The 16461-nt window shown below is 46.3% G+C and carries 12 protein-coding genes; 8 read left to right on the top strand and 4 right to left on the bottom strand.

Annotated features, from left to right (window positions below):
* The first annotated feature begins 53 nt into the window (after window positions 1-53).
* The 6 genes from ON006_RS28330 (at window position 54) to ON006_RS28305 (ending at window position 6687) form a co-directional block, all read left to right on the top strand.
* Window positions 54-635 (top strand): LemA family protein, encoded by a 582-nt coding sequence (locus ON006_RS28330; protein ID WP_244821558.1) that lies wholly within the window; start codon window positions 54-56, stop codon window positions 633-635.
* A 12-nt stretch (window positions 636-647) separates the two neighbouring features.
* Window positions 648-1091, top strand: a complete 444-nt coding sequence (locus tag ON006_RS28325) for a TPM domain-containing protein (protein ID WP_244821557.1) — start codon at window positions 648-650, stop codon at window positions 1089-1091.
* Between the two features lie 3 nt (window positions 1092-1094).
* On the top strand, window positions 1095-1871 hold the full coding sequence (locus ON006_RS28320) for a TPM domain-containing protein (RefSeq protein WP_244821556.1): 777 nt from the start codon (window positions 1095-1097) through the stop codon (window positions 1869-1871).
* Window positions 1872-2048: 177 nt separating this feature from the next.
* Complete coding sequence (locus ON006_RS28315) at window positions 2049-2957, top strand: DUF8428 domain-containing protein (protein ID WP_244821555.1); 909 nt, start codon at window positions 2049-2051, stop codon at window positions 2955-2957.
* 157 nt (window positions 2958-3114) lie between these two features.
* Window positions 3115-4605 (top strand): peptide MFS transporter, encoded by a 1491-nt coding sequence (locus tag ON006_RS28310; RefSeq protein ID WP_244821554.1) that lies wholly within the window; start codon window positions 3115-3117, stop codon window positions 4603-4605.
* Between the two features lie 39 nt (window positions 4606-4644).
* Window positions 4645-6687 carry a M13 family metallopeptidase gene (locus ON006_RS28305; protein WP_244821553.1) on the top strand — a complete coding sequence of 681 codons (2043 nt, stop codon included), beginning with the start codon at window positions 4645-4647 and terminating at the stop codon, window positions 6685-6687.
* On the opposite strand, the gene ON006_RS28300 is transcribed toward ON006_RS28305, so the two are convergent.
* From ON006_RS28300 to ON006_RS28285, 4 genes are all read right to left on the bottom strand, one after another.
* Window positions 6688-7848 carry an AraC family transcriptional regulator gene (locus ON006_RS28300; protein WP_244821552.1) on the bottom strand — a complete coding sequence of 387 codons (1161 nt, stop codon included), beginning with the start codon at window positions 7846-7848 and terminating at the stop codon, window positions 6688-6690.
* Window positions 7849-7911: 63 nt separating this feature from the next.
* Entirely contained in the window at window positions 7912-9159 is a 1248-nt protein-coding gene (locus tag ON006_RS28295; RefSeq protein ID WP_244821551.1) for an MFS transporter, read from the bottom strand.
* A gap of 52 nt (window positions 9160-9211) precedes the next feature.
* A complete protein-coding gene (locus ON006_RS28290) occupies window positions 9212-10042 on the bottom strand; it encodes an ROK family protein (protein ID WP_244821550.1) in 831 nt (276 codons plus the stop codon).
* Between the two features lie 47 nt (window positions 10043-10089).
* On the bottom strand, window positions 10090-12687 hold the full coding sequence (locus tag ON006_RS28285) for a family 20 glycosylhydrolase (RefSeq protein WP_244821549.1): 2598 nt from the start codon (window positions 12685-12687) through the stop codon (window positions 10090-10092).
* A 228-nt stretch (window positions 12688-12915) separates the two neighbouring features.
* On the opposite strand from ON006_RS28285, the gene ON006_RS28280 reads away from it, so the two are divergent.
* Window positions 12916-14022 (top strand): acyltransferase family protein, encoded by a 1107-nt coding sequence (locus tag ON006_RS28280; protein WP_244821548.1) that lies wholly within the window; start codon window positions 12916-12918, stop codon window positions 14020-14022.
* A gap of 10 nt (window positions 14023-14032) precedes the next feature.
* Window positions 14033-16459, top strand: a complete 2427-nt coding sequence (locus ON006_RS28275) for a hypothetical protein (RefSeq protein WP_244821547.1) — start codon at window positions 14033-14035, stop codon at window positions 16457-16459.
* Window positions 16460-16461 lie beyond the last annotated feature (2 nt).

Here is a 16461-nt window from a genome sequence, read left to right as displayed (position 1 = left end):
CTAGCTTTGGACAACTTTGAACCACATTCATTAATTCTAAACTGAATATTAAAATGTCAAAAGGACTGATTGCAGTTATCGTTGTAGTTCTCATACTTGGATTCGTCGGCTGCGGTAAATATAATGGCCTGGTACAAAAAGACGAGGTTGTAAAGGAATCATGGGCAAAAGTGGAAAGCCAGTATCAAAGACGCGCTGACCTGATCCCAAACCTGGTAAGTACCGTAAAAGGTGCTGCCGATTTTGAAAAAAGCACATTGACGGCTGTCATTGAAGCACGTAGCAAAGCGACACAGACCACAATCAATGCCGGTGATCTTACTCCCGAAAATATCGCCAAATTCCAGGGCGCTCAGGATCAATTGAGCGGTGCTCTTTCCAGATTACTGGTTTCCGTTGAGCAGTATCCTCAGTTGAAAGCAAACCAGAACTTTCTGGAATTACAGGCACAATTGGAAGGTACTGAAAACCGGATTGGTGTAGCAAGAAACGACTTCAATACTGTCGTGAAAGAGTACAACCAGGAAGTTCGGACATTCCCTACCAATCTTTTTGCAGGAGTGTTTGGCTTTGCCCAAAAAGGTTATTTCACCGCAACAGCCGGTTCAGAAAAAGCACCAACCGTACAGTTCTAGCATTAGCATCTTATGCCTACCGACTCACTTTTTTTCTCCGAAGAAGAGCAGCAATACCTTATTGAAGCAATTCAGGAAGCTGAAAAGCAAACTTCAGGAGAAGTGAAGGTACATATTGAGAAAAAATGTCAAACTGCTGATGTAATGGAAAGGGCGAAGGAAGTTTTCCTGTTCCTTCATTTACATCAGACGGCAGAGCGCAACGGCGTGTTGTTTTACCTGGCATATGAAGACCGCAAATTTGCCGTCCTCGGTGATAAGGGAATTGATGAAAAGGTTCCTGCTGATTTTTGGAACAGTACCAAGGATCTTCTTCGCACTCATTTTGCAAATGCCCAATATTTGGAAGGGCTGCGCAAGGGAATCGAAGAAGCCGGGCTGCAATTGAAGAAACACTTTCCTTACCAGTCCGATGACATCAACGAGCTTCCCGATGATATCTCTTTCGGGCAATAACTTATGAAGAAATTCCTTGTTTTTTTACTGCTGGCAACCTTTTCACTTCTGGGCGTAAAAGCGCAGGATATTCCTGAGAGGCCAAATCCACCCAAGCTCGTCAATGATTTTGCAAATCAGTTGAATGACGGTGAGAAGGCACAGCTGGAACAAAAGCTGATCGCATATAATGATTCCACCTCGTCTCAGATCGTGATCGTAATCGTTCCGACTACCGGCGACTATCCGATTGCAGATTACGCATTCAAATTAGGCAGAGAATGGGGCGTTGGACAAAAAGGAAAAGACAATGGTATTGTTTTGCTTTGGGCACCAACCGACCGGAAGATTTTTATAGCTACCGGCTACGGCCTCGAAGGAGCTATACCTGATGCTATTGCAAAACGAATCATATCGCAGGTGATAACGCCGCAATTTAAGAATGGCCAGTTTTACCAGGGATTGAGTGACGGTGTTGACACGATTTTTAAATATGCCACCGGAGAATACAAAGCAGATCCCAAGGAAGACAGCGGAGGTGGCTCGTTCCCTCCTATTCTGATATTTCTGATCATATTTGTGATAATTATGGTCATTATGTTCCGTAATCGCAACAATGGCGGCGGCAAAGGTGGCTACCGCGACTTCGGCGGACCGATAATCTGGCCATACACAACGCATTCAGGAAGAGGAAGCTCGTCTGGTAATTGGGGAGGCGGATTTGGTGGTGGTGATGGAGGCGGATTTGGTGGCTTTGGAGGAGGGAGTTTTGGAGGAGGGGGCGCTGGTGGTGATTATTAGCATTTGATAAATGCGCCGATTCAGGATAAAAAGACTATTTACAAAAACCCGTTACAGGTTAATTCTTGTAACGGGTTTTTCATTTCTCCCTCGGACTGGCATGTTACTACGTATAGTACTTGGCACAGTTTTTGAACATAACCCATAAATAATATCAAATAACCTAAACATTCATTTATGGAAAGGAAGAACAACACCGGTCTATTGGTCGGATTAATCTTGATGACAATTCTGGCCGCCGTGTTTGGCTACTTATATTACAATGAGCACGCCATCACACAAAAACAAGAAACAGACTTACAAGCCCGCGTCAGTGAACTTGCCACCTCAGAGATCAAGCTCGACTCTATTTCAAAACAGCTGGACGCCCGTATCCTGGAAGTTCAGGGGCTTGGCGGAGACATTGAAGAATTGCAGAAAGTAAAAGCATCACTCGAAAATGACCGCATAGCATTACGGAAAGGAAATGCCACAATGGGCAAAAAAATCAAGGAGTACGAAGATTTCTTGACAAAAAAAGACACCGAAATCGCACAGCTGAGAGAGGAAAACCAGCAACTGATCAGCCAGAACGAAACGTTGGTCCAGGCAAAAACAGAACTTGAAACCAGCAAACAAGCCATCAGCGATTCCCTAACCGGCGCTATTTCTAAAAACACTGAGCTGGAATCCAAAGTAACCATGGCTGCCGCACTTCGGGCACGTAATGTGAAAGTGTACGCAGTGTCTTCCAAAGGTAAAATCCGGGAAGGGGAAAATGTTAAGTCCAAAAGAGTTGACAAAGTAAGGGTCGATTTCATATTGGAGAAAAACCCATTGACGATGGCCGATAATAAAACCATCTATCTGAGGATCATCGACCCAACCGGTGCTACGATTTCTGATACCAAGACCGGCTCAGGCGTATTTCAATATAATGGCCAGGAGCAGGGTTACACAGTGAGTAAAGATGTGATGTATTCCAACAATAATCAGGATGTGAGTATCCTTTATGACAGGGAAGCACCATTTACTTCTGGAAAGTACACCGTCGAACTTTATTCAGAAGGCTTTTCAATAGGTGAAGGATCATTCTCGGTGAAGTAAATTTTTAACTATTTTGCTTGGCGAAGCGGTAGCAGGAGTAAGATCCTGTTACCGCTTTTATTTTCATCGTTTATTTATATTTACCCATAATTCCTATCTTGCACTATCAAATCGTATCGATAATAACCCCAAAAACCAAATAAAACACTTCTCCTCTATGTCTTCACAGATATCCCAAAAACACCCCAAAGGATTGTATGTCTTATTCTTTGCCGAAATGTGGGAACGTTTCAGCTATTATGGAATGCGGGCAATCCTGCTACTTTTCTTACTGGATAATATAAGGGGTGGAATGGGAATGAGCGCAGCAGAAGGAGCTGCGATCTATGGAATATACACCGCCTCAGTTTATTTGTTAACGTTACCTGGCGGCTGGCTGGCTGACAATATCCTCGGCCAGAAGAAGGCGATCTGGTACGGCGGTATCGTCATCATGATCGGCCACATCATACTTGCTATCCCTGCCGGTTCAGGGATTTTCTTTTTGGGGCTCACCACAGTTGCCGTCGGTACAGGCTTGCTTAAACCCAATATCAGTTCAATCGTTGGCGAATTATACCCTGAGGGCGGCGCGCGACGCGATGCAGCATTCTCCATCTTCTACATGGGTATCAACCTGGGCTCCTTTTTGGGAATAGCAATTGTCGGATATCTCGGCGAAAAAATCAGCTGGCATTTGGGCTTTGGAGCAGCTGCAATCGGAATGTTCCTGGGACTGATCGTATTTCGAATTGGTAGTGCACGGCATTTGACAGGCTTGGGTGACGTTCCTCCCGCGGCCATTTCAACGCCGGAAACGGTAGCGCAGTCGAGTAGTAACAAGAAGCTCGGATACGGCCTGGTTGCAGTTCTGGTGGCGTTTTTAATAATATTGCAAACTACGGGTACGATCGATATGACTACGGCACAGGGCCTGGCCAAAGGCGCGGGTGTGATCATTGTCACCATTTCTGCTTCCTATTTCCTGTTCATATTGGTCGCTGGCGGGCTTACCCGTGTTGAGCAGTACCGTGTACTTGTGCTCATCATTCTGTTTCTGGCCATTTCATTGTTTTGGGCGGGATATGAGCAGGCAGGTACTTCCTTACAGATTTTTGCAGAACGACATACCCAACGAATGATAGGCGGCTGGGAAGTACCATCCAGCTGGTTCCAAAACTTCCAGCCCACATTTGTATTACTTTTCGCCCCGGTACTGGCAAGTCTCTGGATTTATCTTTCGTCCCGAAACCTCAATCCATCTATTCCTGTCAAATTTGCAGCTGGGCTTATACTACTTGGCCTTAGCTTTTTTGTAATGGTTGCGGCTTCGAACATTGCTGTCGCAGGCCAGCTCGCTTCTCCCCTTTTTCTGACTTTTACCTACTTTCTTCATACGATAGGAGAACTGTGCGTGAGTCCGGTGGGTTTAAGTTCTTATACCAAACTTGCCCCTAAACGATATGTGAGCCAGTTAATGGGGATCTGGTTTGTGGGCGCTTCGCTGGGCAACCTGATCGCCGGGATTTTTGCAGGGGGTTTTGACGAAGAGAATATCCTGCAAATGCCCGCATTGTTTAATCAGGTTGCGATCATCACTACCGGTTTCGGCCTCTTACTGCTTGTTTTCTGGAAACCTATCAAAGGCTGGATGGGCGGCATTAAGTAGTTATTTTATTATCCATACTTCAAAAACAAATTATTCAAGATGAAAACAGCCGCATTCTGTTCTGCGCTTCTGACGCTGTCCCTGACCATGGGAGGATGTAAAAACGAAAAGGAGGAAACCGACACTACCAAAGTTCCCGGTTTCGACATTAGCTCCCTTGATTCAACCGCAAAAGCCTGCAACGATTTCGACAGCTACGTCAACGGCGGCTGGAAAAAAAAGAATCCGATCCCGGGTACGGAAAGCCGGTGGGGCGCCTTTGGTATTTTGGATAAAGAAAATAAAGAAGTACGGCTGAGAGGTATCATCAATGAAATCACCGAGCTGAAAGACAGAAAAAAAGGAAGCGAAGAGCAACAGATCGCTGACTATTATCAGTCGTTTCTGGATACTGCTACCATTGAAAAACGTGGTCTGGCTCCTTTGAAATCCTATCTTGACAAAATCAATGCTATTACTTCGCTGAAAGACCTGGCGGCCGTTGCCGGAGAAATGCAGAAGGTAGGTGTGGCATCAGTTACGGGTTTTGGTGTCGATGCTGACTTACGGAATAGCAAGGTTAACGTTCTTTACCAGGGACAAAGCGGTCTGAGTCTTGGTGAAAAGAGTTACTACGAGCGTACTGATTCAAGTACATTGAAAGTTCGCACTGAATTTGTGAAGCACGTGGATAAAATGTTCTCCCTGGCCGCATTTCCTGAGGCCAACCCGGGGAAAACGATCCTGGATTTTGAAACCAAAGTTGCCAAATTGCAGCTGAGCAATGTAGAGCTTCGTGACCCTGTCAAGACCTACAACAAAATGGCTTTTTCGGATTTGGAAAAGCTTCTCCCTGATTTCGACCAAAAGACACTAGCCGACAAGCAGGATATTAAGACGGATACCGTTATTGTTCAAAATAAGCCTTATCTGCAAAACCTGAATGCACTATTGAAGGCAACACCTTTGGCTACATTGAAGATTTATACCAAATGGCAGTTGTTGTCCCGGTTTGCAGGTTTCCTACCCAAGAGCTTTGATCAGGAAGATTTCCGTTTTTTCAATACCGTCATGCGGGGTACCAAGGAGCAAAAGGCGCGGGTAGAAAGGGCCATCCGCTCTACCGATGCATTGCTGGGTATGCCTTTGGGTAAATTATTCGCGAAGAAATATTTCCCGGAAGAGGACAAGAAGAAAGTTTCTGATATGATTGAAAATGTGCGCTCGGTCTATGGGGAACGGATTGATAAACTGACCTGGATGAGCGATTCGACCAAAGCCAAAGCACACAAAAAACTGAAAGCATTTACCTATAAAATCGGCTATCCTGACAAATGGAAAGACTACTCTTCCATTGATATCGAAGCCGACAAGCTCTTTGAAAACGCGATATCAGCTTCATTATACGGCCACAAAGAGCAGATCGAGAAGATCGGCAAGGAGGTCGACAAAAAGGAATGGCTGATGACGCCGCAGACTGTGAATGCCTACTATAACCCGTTAAATAATGAGGTGGTTTTCCCAGCCGGAATTTTGCAGCCGCCTTTTTATAACCGCAATGCTGACGATGCCATTAATTATGGTGGGATCATTGCAGTAATCGGCCACGAGTTTACCCACGGTTTCGACGATCAGGGATCTCAGTTTGACGATGAGGGCAACCTGAAAAACTGGTGGACTGCATCCGACCGTGCCAATTTTGATAAACTGACTAAGAAATACATTGACTATTTCAGCGGGATAGAAGCGCTACCTGGTTTCAAGATCAATGGCGCTTTGACGATCGGAGAAAACGTGGCTGACCTGGGCGGATTAACATTGGCCTATTATGCTTTGGAAAAATCGTTAAAAGGAAAGGCAGAACCCGCACCGATTGACGGTTTCAACTGGAAACAACGCTTTTTCCTTGGCTGGGCACAGGTATGGCACATGAACACCACCGACGAAGCGCTGAGAAACCAAATCCAAACCGATCCGCATTCGCCAGCCAAAGACCGGATCAATGGTCCATTACCCCATTTGAAAGAGTTTCAGGCTGCTTGGAGCTGTGCCCCCGGGAGTAAAATGGTATTACCGGATTCGGCCAAGATCGTGATCTGGTAACTACTTGCCTGCCACGTATTTGTTTCTGTAAGCACTTGGACTACAACCCTTAGCCTGCCTGAATTGGCGGGCTATATTTTTGCTGTCATTCAGCCCCATGTCAAGGGCTATTTCGAACACAGACATATCGGTATCCAGCAGTTTTTGGGTAAACTTTTCGATACGGAGGTTAAAAATGTATTTGTAGATAGGATACCCTGTGATTTCCAGAAACCGCTTTTCCAATGCACGACGGGACAATGGTACCTGCTTCACGACTTCGTCCACGTGCAGGTTTTTCTCAATGTTCTGGTGAATGTATTTCAATGACGAGGCAATGTGGTCGTCATTGGTAGCATATATATCCGTGGAATGCCGGGTAATGACTTGCATCGGTTTCACAATGATATCATAGTACTCCGCAGTACCATGTTTGATCATGTGATCCAGCAACTTTGCGGCATCATAACCCCCCTTTTCAACGTCCAGCGCAATGCTCGAAAGCGGCGGATCGGACAAGTCGCAGATCATTTCATCATTATCGACACCCAGTACCGCCACTTCCTCGGGGATACGAATGCCCACATGTCGGCAGGCCTCGGTAATGTGCTGCCCCTGGTTATCATCGCAGGTCATGAGCCCGATCGGCTTGGGAAGTGATTTGAGCCATCGGCTTAGCGAGCTTGGCTTGTAGTACCAAAGCTCCGTCGACCGGGCTTTTTTATGTTCGAAGTAATGTACCTTATGGCCGCGCATCCGAAGCCTTTTCTCAAAACCTTCTGCACGTTCCCTCGACCAAACAATGTCATTGAACCCGTAGAATGCAAAATTGGTAAATCCTTTTTTGAGAAAATAATCAGCTCCCAGCTCCCCGGCCTCGTGATAGGCTCCGGTAATGTTCGGTATTTCGGTGAAACGTTCCTTGAAATCCTGAGCGATTACAGGAATTTTGGCCCTAACAATTTTTTCAATTTCCTTATTATAAAGCTGCCCTACGATCCCATCAGCGCCCCATTCCAGCGCCCATTTCAGAATCCCGTCTATCCCGACAGTTTCCCGGTGAAAAAGGGGCATCCTACAAAAAATCCATGGCCCGAATTCCTTCGAATATGCATTGATCCCCTTCATGAGGCTCTTGCTGTATTCCTCGGCAAAGTCGAGAAGCAGGATGATCTTGTACATGGGTTTGGGGGTATTCGGCTTTCAGCAGTCAGCTGTCGGCCTTTTGAATAGCTGTTACTTTGTTTAGAAAATGTCTTTTAGACTCGTTACGGTTTCATTGTTGACCAAAGGCTTTGCCCATAGTCCAATGCTGAGAATGTAGCCCAGCGGCACAAAAAGGAACAACATGGCCAGCTGCAACCCGACGAGTTCTCCCAATCCGCCCACGATCAATGGGACGACTGCTCCACCCGCGATACCTGCGCAGAGAATGCCCGAGAACGTACCATGATGGCGAGGTACCGAATTGAGCGCCAGCGAAAAAATAACCGAGTACATCACCGAGGCAAAAAAACCGGTGATTGGGAATGCCTGCAATGCAATGTCTTTTGAGCCAAACAATGCCGCCAGTAACGATATCACCGCACCTGCTGTAAAGAACACCAGCACTTTGCGGCTATCCAGGATTTTCAGTAAGATCAGTCCCAGAAAGCAGCCAATGGTCAGTAATCCCCAGAAATAGGAGATCACGGATGCACCCGTTGTTGCAGGATCAACATTATGATAGGTCTGTAAAAACTGTGAAATCCAGTTGGCAATCCCCTGCTCGGTTCCCACATAAGCGAAAATACCCAGGAAGAACAGCCAGACATATCGGTTAGCGGCTAGTTCTTTAAAAGACTTACCCACATCGATCCGCTCCTCTTCCAGCAATTCCACTTTTGGGAACTTCACTGCCGAAATGACTACTACCATGGCCAAGGCAATGACCGCGAAAACCCAGTACAACGACACCCATTTCAGGTTTGCCGGCACCAGGCCGTTTAAAATATCAATCAAAAAACCTGATTGCTCCGAATGTACATTCAGTACCAGGTAACTGTAAAGCAAAGGACTGAGAAAGGATGCCGCACCGAAAAACAGCTGGGCAAGTACCGAAAAGAACGCAAATTTCTCCTCGCCTCCCGCTACCCTCAGCAATGGATTGATCACGACCTGCAAAATGGCCATACCGATACCAATGAGGAAAAGTGAAGACAATGCGATGGAAAAACCCGGGATCAATGCAAATAGCAATGCGCCGCCAAATGCAAGTAAAAACGCCAGGATCAGCATTTTCTTCTCTCCATATTTCTCAACCATCAAACCCGCAGGAATGGACATAACCCCGTAAGCGACAAAAAAAGCAAAAGGTAAAAACCCCGCCAGACCAATGCTCAGATTGAAACTTTTAACAATGTCCGGGATAATGGGACCAAGAATATTGGTAAGGAAAGAAATGACGAAGAAAATCAGCAGGATCAGAATGACGATAAAAATATTTCTTTGCATGAGGGCACATCTTGGGTTCAGGAACCTAATTTAACGGTTATTCAATATTACTTCAACTATCCAGAAGGGCAGCCGCACCTAATAGTGCGATATTTTCATTTTCGGAAACCAACAATGTCAGCTTTTTGAGCGATTCAGGATACGCAAAATCCTGAATACTATCGAGCATACTATCCTGGAAAAACTGATTTGCTTTGGCAATAGAGCCGCCCAAAACAATCGCTTCGGGATCATAAGTGTACATAATCGCCTTAACGACAGCGCCTAAGTGTACCCCAAACTCTTCCCACACCTCGATCGCCCTTTTGCTTCCTTTCAATGCTGCCTCGTGGGCTGCAAAAGCGTCAATACCGAGGGAATCCTCAAAAAAACGGCTGCAAACATAATTTTCTAATACCGAATCTTTATACGGCAGCATTCCAATCTCTCCCGCACCACAGTTTTTACCTGCATACAAATGGTTATCGATGATAATACCCGATCCCAGCCCGGTACCAATGGCCATCCCGATCACCGACCTGAATTTCCGCGCCAGCCCGAAACGATGCTCACCCAGGACAAAGCAGTTGACATCATTATTAATGGAAACCGGCAAATTGAACTCATTCTGTATAATGTCACCCAATGCTACCTCCTCCCACGAAGGAATGTTCATCACATTATAAACGATCCCCTTACTGACGTCCACCACCGACGGAACGCCGATACCAATGCCTTTGACGGGGTACTTCGTCAGCGGACGGATCAGCTCCATCAGCTGGTCCAGCGTCGAGGAAAGTGACTCCTTATTTTTCAGTAAAGTTTTGTTCTGGCGCGTAATTGCCCCGCCGGATTCTATCCCGGCCCGAAGGTTCGTTCCGCCGATATCTACACCTATGTTCATCTATTGTGTGAAGTTGAGTATGCATGGAGCTTTTGAAGCCCCTGATTTTATTTGGATGTAACTACGCTGGTTCGGCTTGCGGTACCGGCCAGATCAAAGCTTTTCAGTTTGATCGTTCCTGATACTTTCGTCGGGGCCGAATAAACCGCCGATGCAGCCGTTGGTTCCGAGCCGTCCATCGTATAACGGATAATCAGACCAGGATACTCAACATTGGCTTTCAGTTCACCGTTTTCAATCACCGCCCCGGGCATCGGAATGCGATAGTTATAGCCCCCATTCAGATATTTCAATCTTGGCAAATGCGTCTGGGCCATTGAATTGGCAAACTGGTTCCAGCCCTCATTAATCATTTTTTTACGGGTAGCATCGTCAGCTACATTCTCCCATTTACGCTCTGTCCAGGCACTTTCGGCAAATCCCAGCAACTTGGGCAGAATTGAATATTCCATCATATCCCTGCCTTTGATCGTCTCGCTCCAAAGTTGCGATTCAACGCCGTACACATTCTTTCTTGCTGCCGGTTTCAACAATTGCTTGTCAACGAATTCCTCTTTCATGGGCTTACCCATGGCCGTCTCCTCGGTGGTTGTGAACATATTGTAAGGCGAGAAAGTCCACATGTCACGCGCGCCTACAAACCCAGCCCAATACAGTCCAGGCTCTTTGGGATCATTGTCGTAAGACATATCGAAGTAAAAATTCGTCACATTACACAGGATCACCTGGTATCCGTCATTCGCCATCCGGTTGCCCAGGTCCACATCGAATACGTTGTTCCAGATATATGGATAAACAGGGTGACCTACGAACTCAGGATTCGAAAGGTAAGCCCCAGCTGGTGTTTTGGTCAATGCAACTTCCTCCCAGCCATGCACTTTCAGGTTTCTTTTTTCCAATCTTGGCAAAAGCTCTCTGAAAAAGTAAGTCTGCAGACTTTTCGGGCCTTTCAATTCCGGGTGGTCTTTCAAAAGCTTGTCGATCATCGGTGATTTTGTCCAGGTACCCTCAGCTACCTCGTCGCCGCCGGTGTGGAAAGTATCCATCGTCAAACCAGCATCTTTGTACATTTTGCCTATCTCGTCTACTACCTTTTCATAAAAATGGTAAACCGATTCCCTCGCCACACACACCACATTGTTTTTATAAGCCTGGGCCGACAGATAAACTGACTTGTCGTCCGGGTCGATCAAACGATATTCATTGGCCTCCTTTTCCTTCCCTTCTTTCATCAACCTTTCATAACGCGCTTCCATGGATTTGATCGCCGCCAATGCGTGCCCGGGGAAGTTCACTTCCGGAATTACCTTAATGTGGCGCTCATTGGCATACTTCAAAATTTCAATAAAATCGGCTTTCGTGTAAAATCCACTTCCATACTTATCCTTATCATATGCTACCGGGCCTGATCCGTAACCGGGATGCAATGCAGACGCATTCATGCCGGAAGTGTGCTGCCTTTGCGCACCGACTTTGGTCAGCTCGGGCAGACCATCGATTTCAAGTCTCCAACCCTCGTCTTCGGTAGTATAAAAAAGAAAATGGTTGATCTTGTAAGAAGCCAGCAAATCCAAAACCCGTTTGACAGATTCTTTTGTCTGGAAATTACGGCCTACATCCAGATGCATGCTCCTGAAATGGAACCGCGGCGCATCTTCCACCTGCACATATCCCAGGATCGCAGAGTCGGCCTTTTTAATGTAAGATTCTGTCGGTATTAGTTGTAAAAGGCTTTGGACGCCATAAAAGACACCTGCCGCATCGCTACCAACGATGGTTACGCCATTCTGGTCAACATTCAGCTTGTAAGCCTCCTTTGCAATCCCGTTCACATTCACTGCCCCTGTTTTCAATACAATAGCAGGTCCCGATGCGGTTTGAGGTAACCCTTTTTGAATCGGAAAGTCGGTACCTGTTACGGCTCTTAGTTTCTCGATTAGCAACTTCGCTTCCGTTTCCAGGCCTTCCTGATAAAATACATTCGCCTTATTGGTCAATGTAAATGTTCCCGCACCGGAAGTCATTTTCACCGGACTTGGGATAATCTTCAACAACTGATCTGCACCCAGAGTAGTGAATGCCAGGTTATCCTTGTAACGTGTTTCGGGAGTTGGAACCTGCTTTAAATCCCTCGTGCCCCTTAATATTTGTTCCTTGGTCAAAAATGGCTCAACAGTAAAATCTGCAACCTGAACAATATCTTTTTCTTTTCCTTCCTGATCATAAAAAACAAAGTACAAGCCCATCGGCGCATCCGTTTCCTTAATAATGCCCTCGGTACCGGTATAAGTCACCACCACCGAATCGCCCGGTGCCAGTTTGAAATCTTTAGCGGCGACCATTTTATACCAATCTCCATTGATATGTTCCACCACCGCAGGCTGAGGTACTTTATTGGAATGGATCGGCCGTGGCGACATGTTGAAAAACAGTTTCCAGTTACTGCCGTCCAATGTGAAATCGCTTCCGTTTTTAATGGTGAATTTTGCTTCAAAACTGCCTTCCGGCTCAATAAAGTTGCTTACCAGCTTCCATGAAACACTGATTTTCTCAGCCTGTTCTTTGGAAATTTCACCTGATTTTTTACAACCGGCAAAAAATAGTAAACCAAGTAGGATCAGCGGGTAAGGGATTATTTTGCGCATAAAGTAATTAGGAAATAGGCTGGTTTTGAGAGATTTCGAAGTTTTTCACAATGTTATCTTTAATACTGATAAATCATAAAAATATACTAGTACGGTCAGACAAAATGCGTTTTCACCAGTACGACAGCCGCTGTCATTTCAATGCAAACACTTTTGTCGCCGATTATAAATACCGACCAATAGCCTTTCCAATACATTAGCCCGTATTAAACCCTTAAACGGTATTATATGGACAATCCCTCCGGCACTTCTTCAAGATTGCTTTCATTGGACGCCATGCGTGGTTTTACCATAGCAGCGATGATCATGGTCAACTTCCCCGGCAGTGAGGAACACGTGTTCCCTACGCTGCACCACACCAAATGGAACGGGCTGACGTTTACAGACCTTATCGCCCCTGTATTTTTATACATTGTCGGCGTCTCCATTGCATTGGCATATTCCAAAAAAGTAGGGCTACCAGGCTCCAAAGCCGATCTTTACAAAAAGATCGTCATTCGTTCCGTCAAGATATTTGCAGTCGGTATGTTCCTGAACATGCTGCCCAACTTTCATTTTTCCGACTTGCGCTATACCGGCACATTGCATCGGATTGCCATCGTTTTTCTGGTTTGCGCCTTCCTGTTTCTCAATACCAACTGGAAACAGCAGGCATATCTCGGCATCACCATTCTCGTGCTTTACTGGCTCGCGCTCACCCTCATTCCTACACCAGGTGAAGGCCAGGTAATACTCGAACCTGGTCGGAACATTGCTGCATGGATCGATCAGCAATTTCTGCCCGGTAAAATGTGGCAGGGCAATTGGGACCCGGAAGGAATTCTCAGCACTTTCCCTTCCATTGTGACAGGTATAACCGGTATGCTGGCCGGAAAGCTGATGATCAGTAAGTTCAGCCCCAATGAAAAAAGTAACTACCTCATGGCTGCGGGCCTGTTTTCGGCTGCGGCAGGCTACTTCTGGGGACTGGCTTTCCCGGTAAATGAAAATCTCTGGACCAGTTCCTTCGTACTCGTTACCTCGGGTTTCGCTTCCATGCTGCTGGGTGCATTGTATTTTCTGATTGATATTTTGGGCAAAACCAAAGGCATTGCGCCGGGTGTCATTTTCGGGGCCAATGCCATTACCGCCTACGTACTGGCCGACATTTTTGCACTGGTTTTTTATCTGCTTCCAATCGGCGGGCAAACTATCAATCAGCATGCAGTGGCCTCAATGTCCGAAGCAGGCCTTGATCCGCGGCTGGCGAGTATGCTGTACGCCTGGTTTTTTGTTGCCCTTAATTTCATTCCGGCATATGTACTTTATAAAAGGAAAATATTCATCAAGCTTTAATTTGAAGTCAATGACCGCACGAAGACTGAAAATCTTGTTGTTATTATTGTTTTTGTTCATTAAAAACAGTCCGGTCTCCGCGCAGTCCATTGATTTTTCCAAATCACAGATCTTTGCTACTACCGCAGACAAAAATGCTTTACTAAGAAGCATTGAAGTGCTACAATCGGAAGTCGAGAAAAGAAGCGGTATCAAATTACTGACTGCCAAAAAGCTTCCAAAAAACGGCAATAGCATTATTATTTCGCTCGAAAAAGACATTACCAGACTTCCGGAAACGTATCGTACCGCTCTCAGTGCGCTGCCAGCCACGACAGCGGAAGGATTGAAAATTCTGGTCATCAAAAAAACAAATACAGTACTGGTAGTCGGCAACGATCCGAGAGGAATGCTGTACGGCGTCGGGAGATTATTGAGGAAAATGACGCTGAAGACCGGTAGCATTACATTACCCGATGACCTTGCACTATCAACCAGCCCAACGTATCCGGTGAGAGGGCATCAGCTGGGTTACCGCCCAAAAACCAATGCCTACGATGCGTTTACAGTGGCACGTTTTGACCAGTATATCCGCGAATTAGCATTGTTTGGGGCCAATACGATTGAGATTCTCCCGCCTCGCACCGACGATGATTCTACCAGCCGCCACATGAAAGTTCCGGCTGCCAGAATGATCGTCGAGCAGTCGCGAATCTGTAAAGAGTACGGTTTGGATGTATCGATCTGGTATCCCAACATGGGCAAGGATTACGTCCATCCCGATTCCATTCAAAAGGAATTAAGGGAAAGGGAAATCGTTTTTGCAAGTCTTCCAAAATTGAATGCCGTTTTTGTTCCCGCCGGAGATCCTGGCGAACTGGAACCTGAGGTCCTGTTTCAATGGCTGGAAAAAGAGGCCGTTTTACTTCAAAAATACCATCCAAAAGCCAAAATCTGGGTTTCACCTCAGGTGTTCAGGCCTACACAAAAATGGTTCGACAGCTTTTTTAGTCATGCTAATAAAGAGTATCCGTGGTTTGGAGGCGTTGTGTTTGGGCCGTGGGTCAAAATCCCTGTGAAAAAGATCCGCGAATTATTGAAACCGTCTATCCCGATCCGTCACTACCCTGATATTACCCATAATTATAGCTCACAATATCCGGTACCACACTGGGACCTGGCGTATGCCATGACCGAGGGCAGAGAAAGCATTAACCCAAGGCCATTTGACGAAAAAGCGATCCATAATGCATTGGATCAGTACGGGATCGGCAGCGTGAGCTATTCCGAAGGCACCAATGATGACGTGAACAAATTCGTGTGGAGTGACCAGGACTGGAACCCGGAAACGCCGGTCATGGAAACATTGCGCGACTATGCTTCTCTTTTCTTCGGCCCGGAATACAGAGAGTCGGCCGCACAGGGACTCGTGGCTTTGGAAAGAAACTGGAAAGGCGAGCTCATTACCAATGAAGGTGTGGATGTGACTTTAACGCAGTGGCAATCGATTGAAAAAACCGCATCATTAAAGCTACAACAGAATCCCCGCTTCCAAATGGCGCTGATACGGGCTTACTTTGATGCCTATACCCGCCAAAGGTTGGTTTATGAAACAGAATTGGAACAAAAATCGCGACGAATACTAGGATCTGCACCGAAAACTGGTTCTATCGACGCTATCATTAAGTCCCGTGAGCAGCTTCAAAAAGCATGGAAAGAACCCATCCTTCCCGATTATCAGGCCAAATGTCAAAACTTGGCTGACTCATTGTTCAAAAGTATTGGCGCACAGCTGACTATGAAAAAGCATGGTGCCATGTCGGGCAGAGGGAACTTTATCGACCTGATCAACATGCCTTTGAATGACTCTCCTTACCTGCTGGACCAATTGGAACGGATCGAAAAATTGAGTGATGAGGCCGAAAAGCTGAAAGAAATCAGTCACTTACTACACCGTACGGATCCAGGCCCTGGCGGTTTTTATGATCATTTCGGAGATCCCGAAAGCTGGTACCGGGTTGTGCCGGGTATGAAATGGGAGGAAGATCCCGGCAGTCTGCAGTCTCCGCGGATAGGATTTGGAGTAGGTCTCGTCGGTGAAGAATGGGTCGACGAGATTCAGGCGACTGGTTTTAAAGGCCAGGTAACACCCCGGGCATGGATGGTACAAGCCAAAACACTGTATGACGAGCCATTGAAGATCCGGTACGATAACCTGGACCCAACAGCAACTTACCGCATAAAAATCTCATACACCGGCCGGTTCCGTTCCAGAATGAAAATGACGACCGACGACGGGCAGACAATCCACGAATTTATCCAGACGGGTAACCAACCCACATTTGAATTCAATGTACCCAAATCTGTAACCACCGACGGCCAGGTGACTTTTATCTGGAATTGCGGAGAAGGCGAGCGCGGCTCGCAGGTGACCGAGATATGGCTGATGAAACAATAACT

Source organism: Dyadobacter pollutisoli (assembly GCF_026625565.1).
GTDB lineage: Bacteria > Bacteroidota > Bacteroidia > Cytophagales > Spirosomataceae > Dyadobacter > Dyadobacter pollutisoli.
Note: the sequence above shows the minus strand (reverse complement) of the source record. Positions and strands in the feature narration are given on the sequence as shown.

What these genes read in the sequence shown, in the direction of transcription:
- ON006_RS28330 (WP_244821558.1), top strand. Translation starts at nt 54, where the DNA reads ATGTCAAAAGGACTGATTGCAGTTATCGTTGTAGTTCTCATACTTGGA.
- ON006_RS28325 (WP_244821557.1), top strand. Translation starts at nt 648, where the DNA reads ATGCCTACCGACTCACTTTTTTTCTCCGAAGAAGAGCAGCAATACCTT.
- ON006_RS28320 (WP_244821556.1), top strand. Translation starts at nt 1,095, where the DNA reads ATGAAGAAATTCCTTGTTTTTTTACTGCTGGCAACCTTTTCACTTCTG.
- ON006_RS28315 (WP_244821555.1), top strand. Translation starts at nt 2,049, where the DNA reads ATGGAAAGGAAGAACAACACCGGTCTATTGGTCGGATTAATCTTGATG.
- ON006_RS28310 (WP_244821554.1), top strand. Translation starts at nt 3,115, where the DNA reads ATGTCTTCACAGATATCCCAAAAACACCCCAAAGGATTGTATGTCTTA.
- ON006_RS28305 (WP_244821553.1), top strand. Translation starts at nt 4,645, where the DNA reads ATGAAAACAGCCGCATTCTGTTCTGCGCTTCTGACGCTGTCCCTGACC.
- ON006_RS28300 (WP_244821552.1), bottom strand. Translation starts at nt 7,848, where the DNA reads ATGTACAAGATCATCCTGCTTCTCGACTTTGCCGAGGAATACAGCAAG.
- ON006_RS28295 (WP_244821551.1), bottom strand. Translation starts at nt 9,159, where the DNA reads ATGCAAAGAAATATTTTTATCGTCATTCTGATCCTGCTGATTTTCTTC.
- ON006_RS28290 (WP_244821550.1), bottom strand. Translation starts at nt 10,042, where the DNA reads ATGAACATAGGTGTAGATATCGGCGGAACGAACCTTCGGGCCGGGATA.
- ON006_RS28285 (WP_244821549.1), bottom strand. Translation starts at nt 12,687, where the DNA reads ATGCGCAAAATAATCCCTTACCCGCTGATCCTACTTGGTTTACTATTT.
- ON006_RS28280 (WP_244821548.1), top strand. Translation starts at nt 12,916, where the DNA reads ATGGACAATCCCTCCGGCACTTCTTCAAGATTGCTTTCATTGGACGCC.
- ON006_RS28275 (WP_244821547.1), top strand. Translation starts at nt 14,033, where the DNA reads ATGACCGCACGAAGACTGAAAATCTTGTTGTTATTATTGTTTTTGTTC.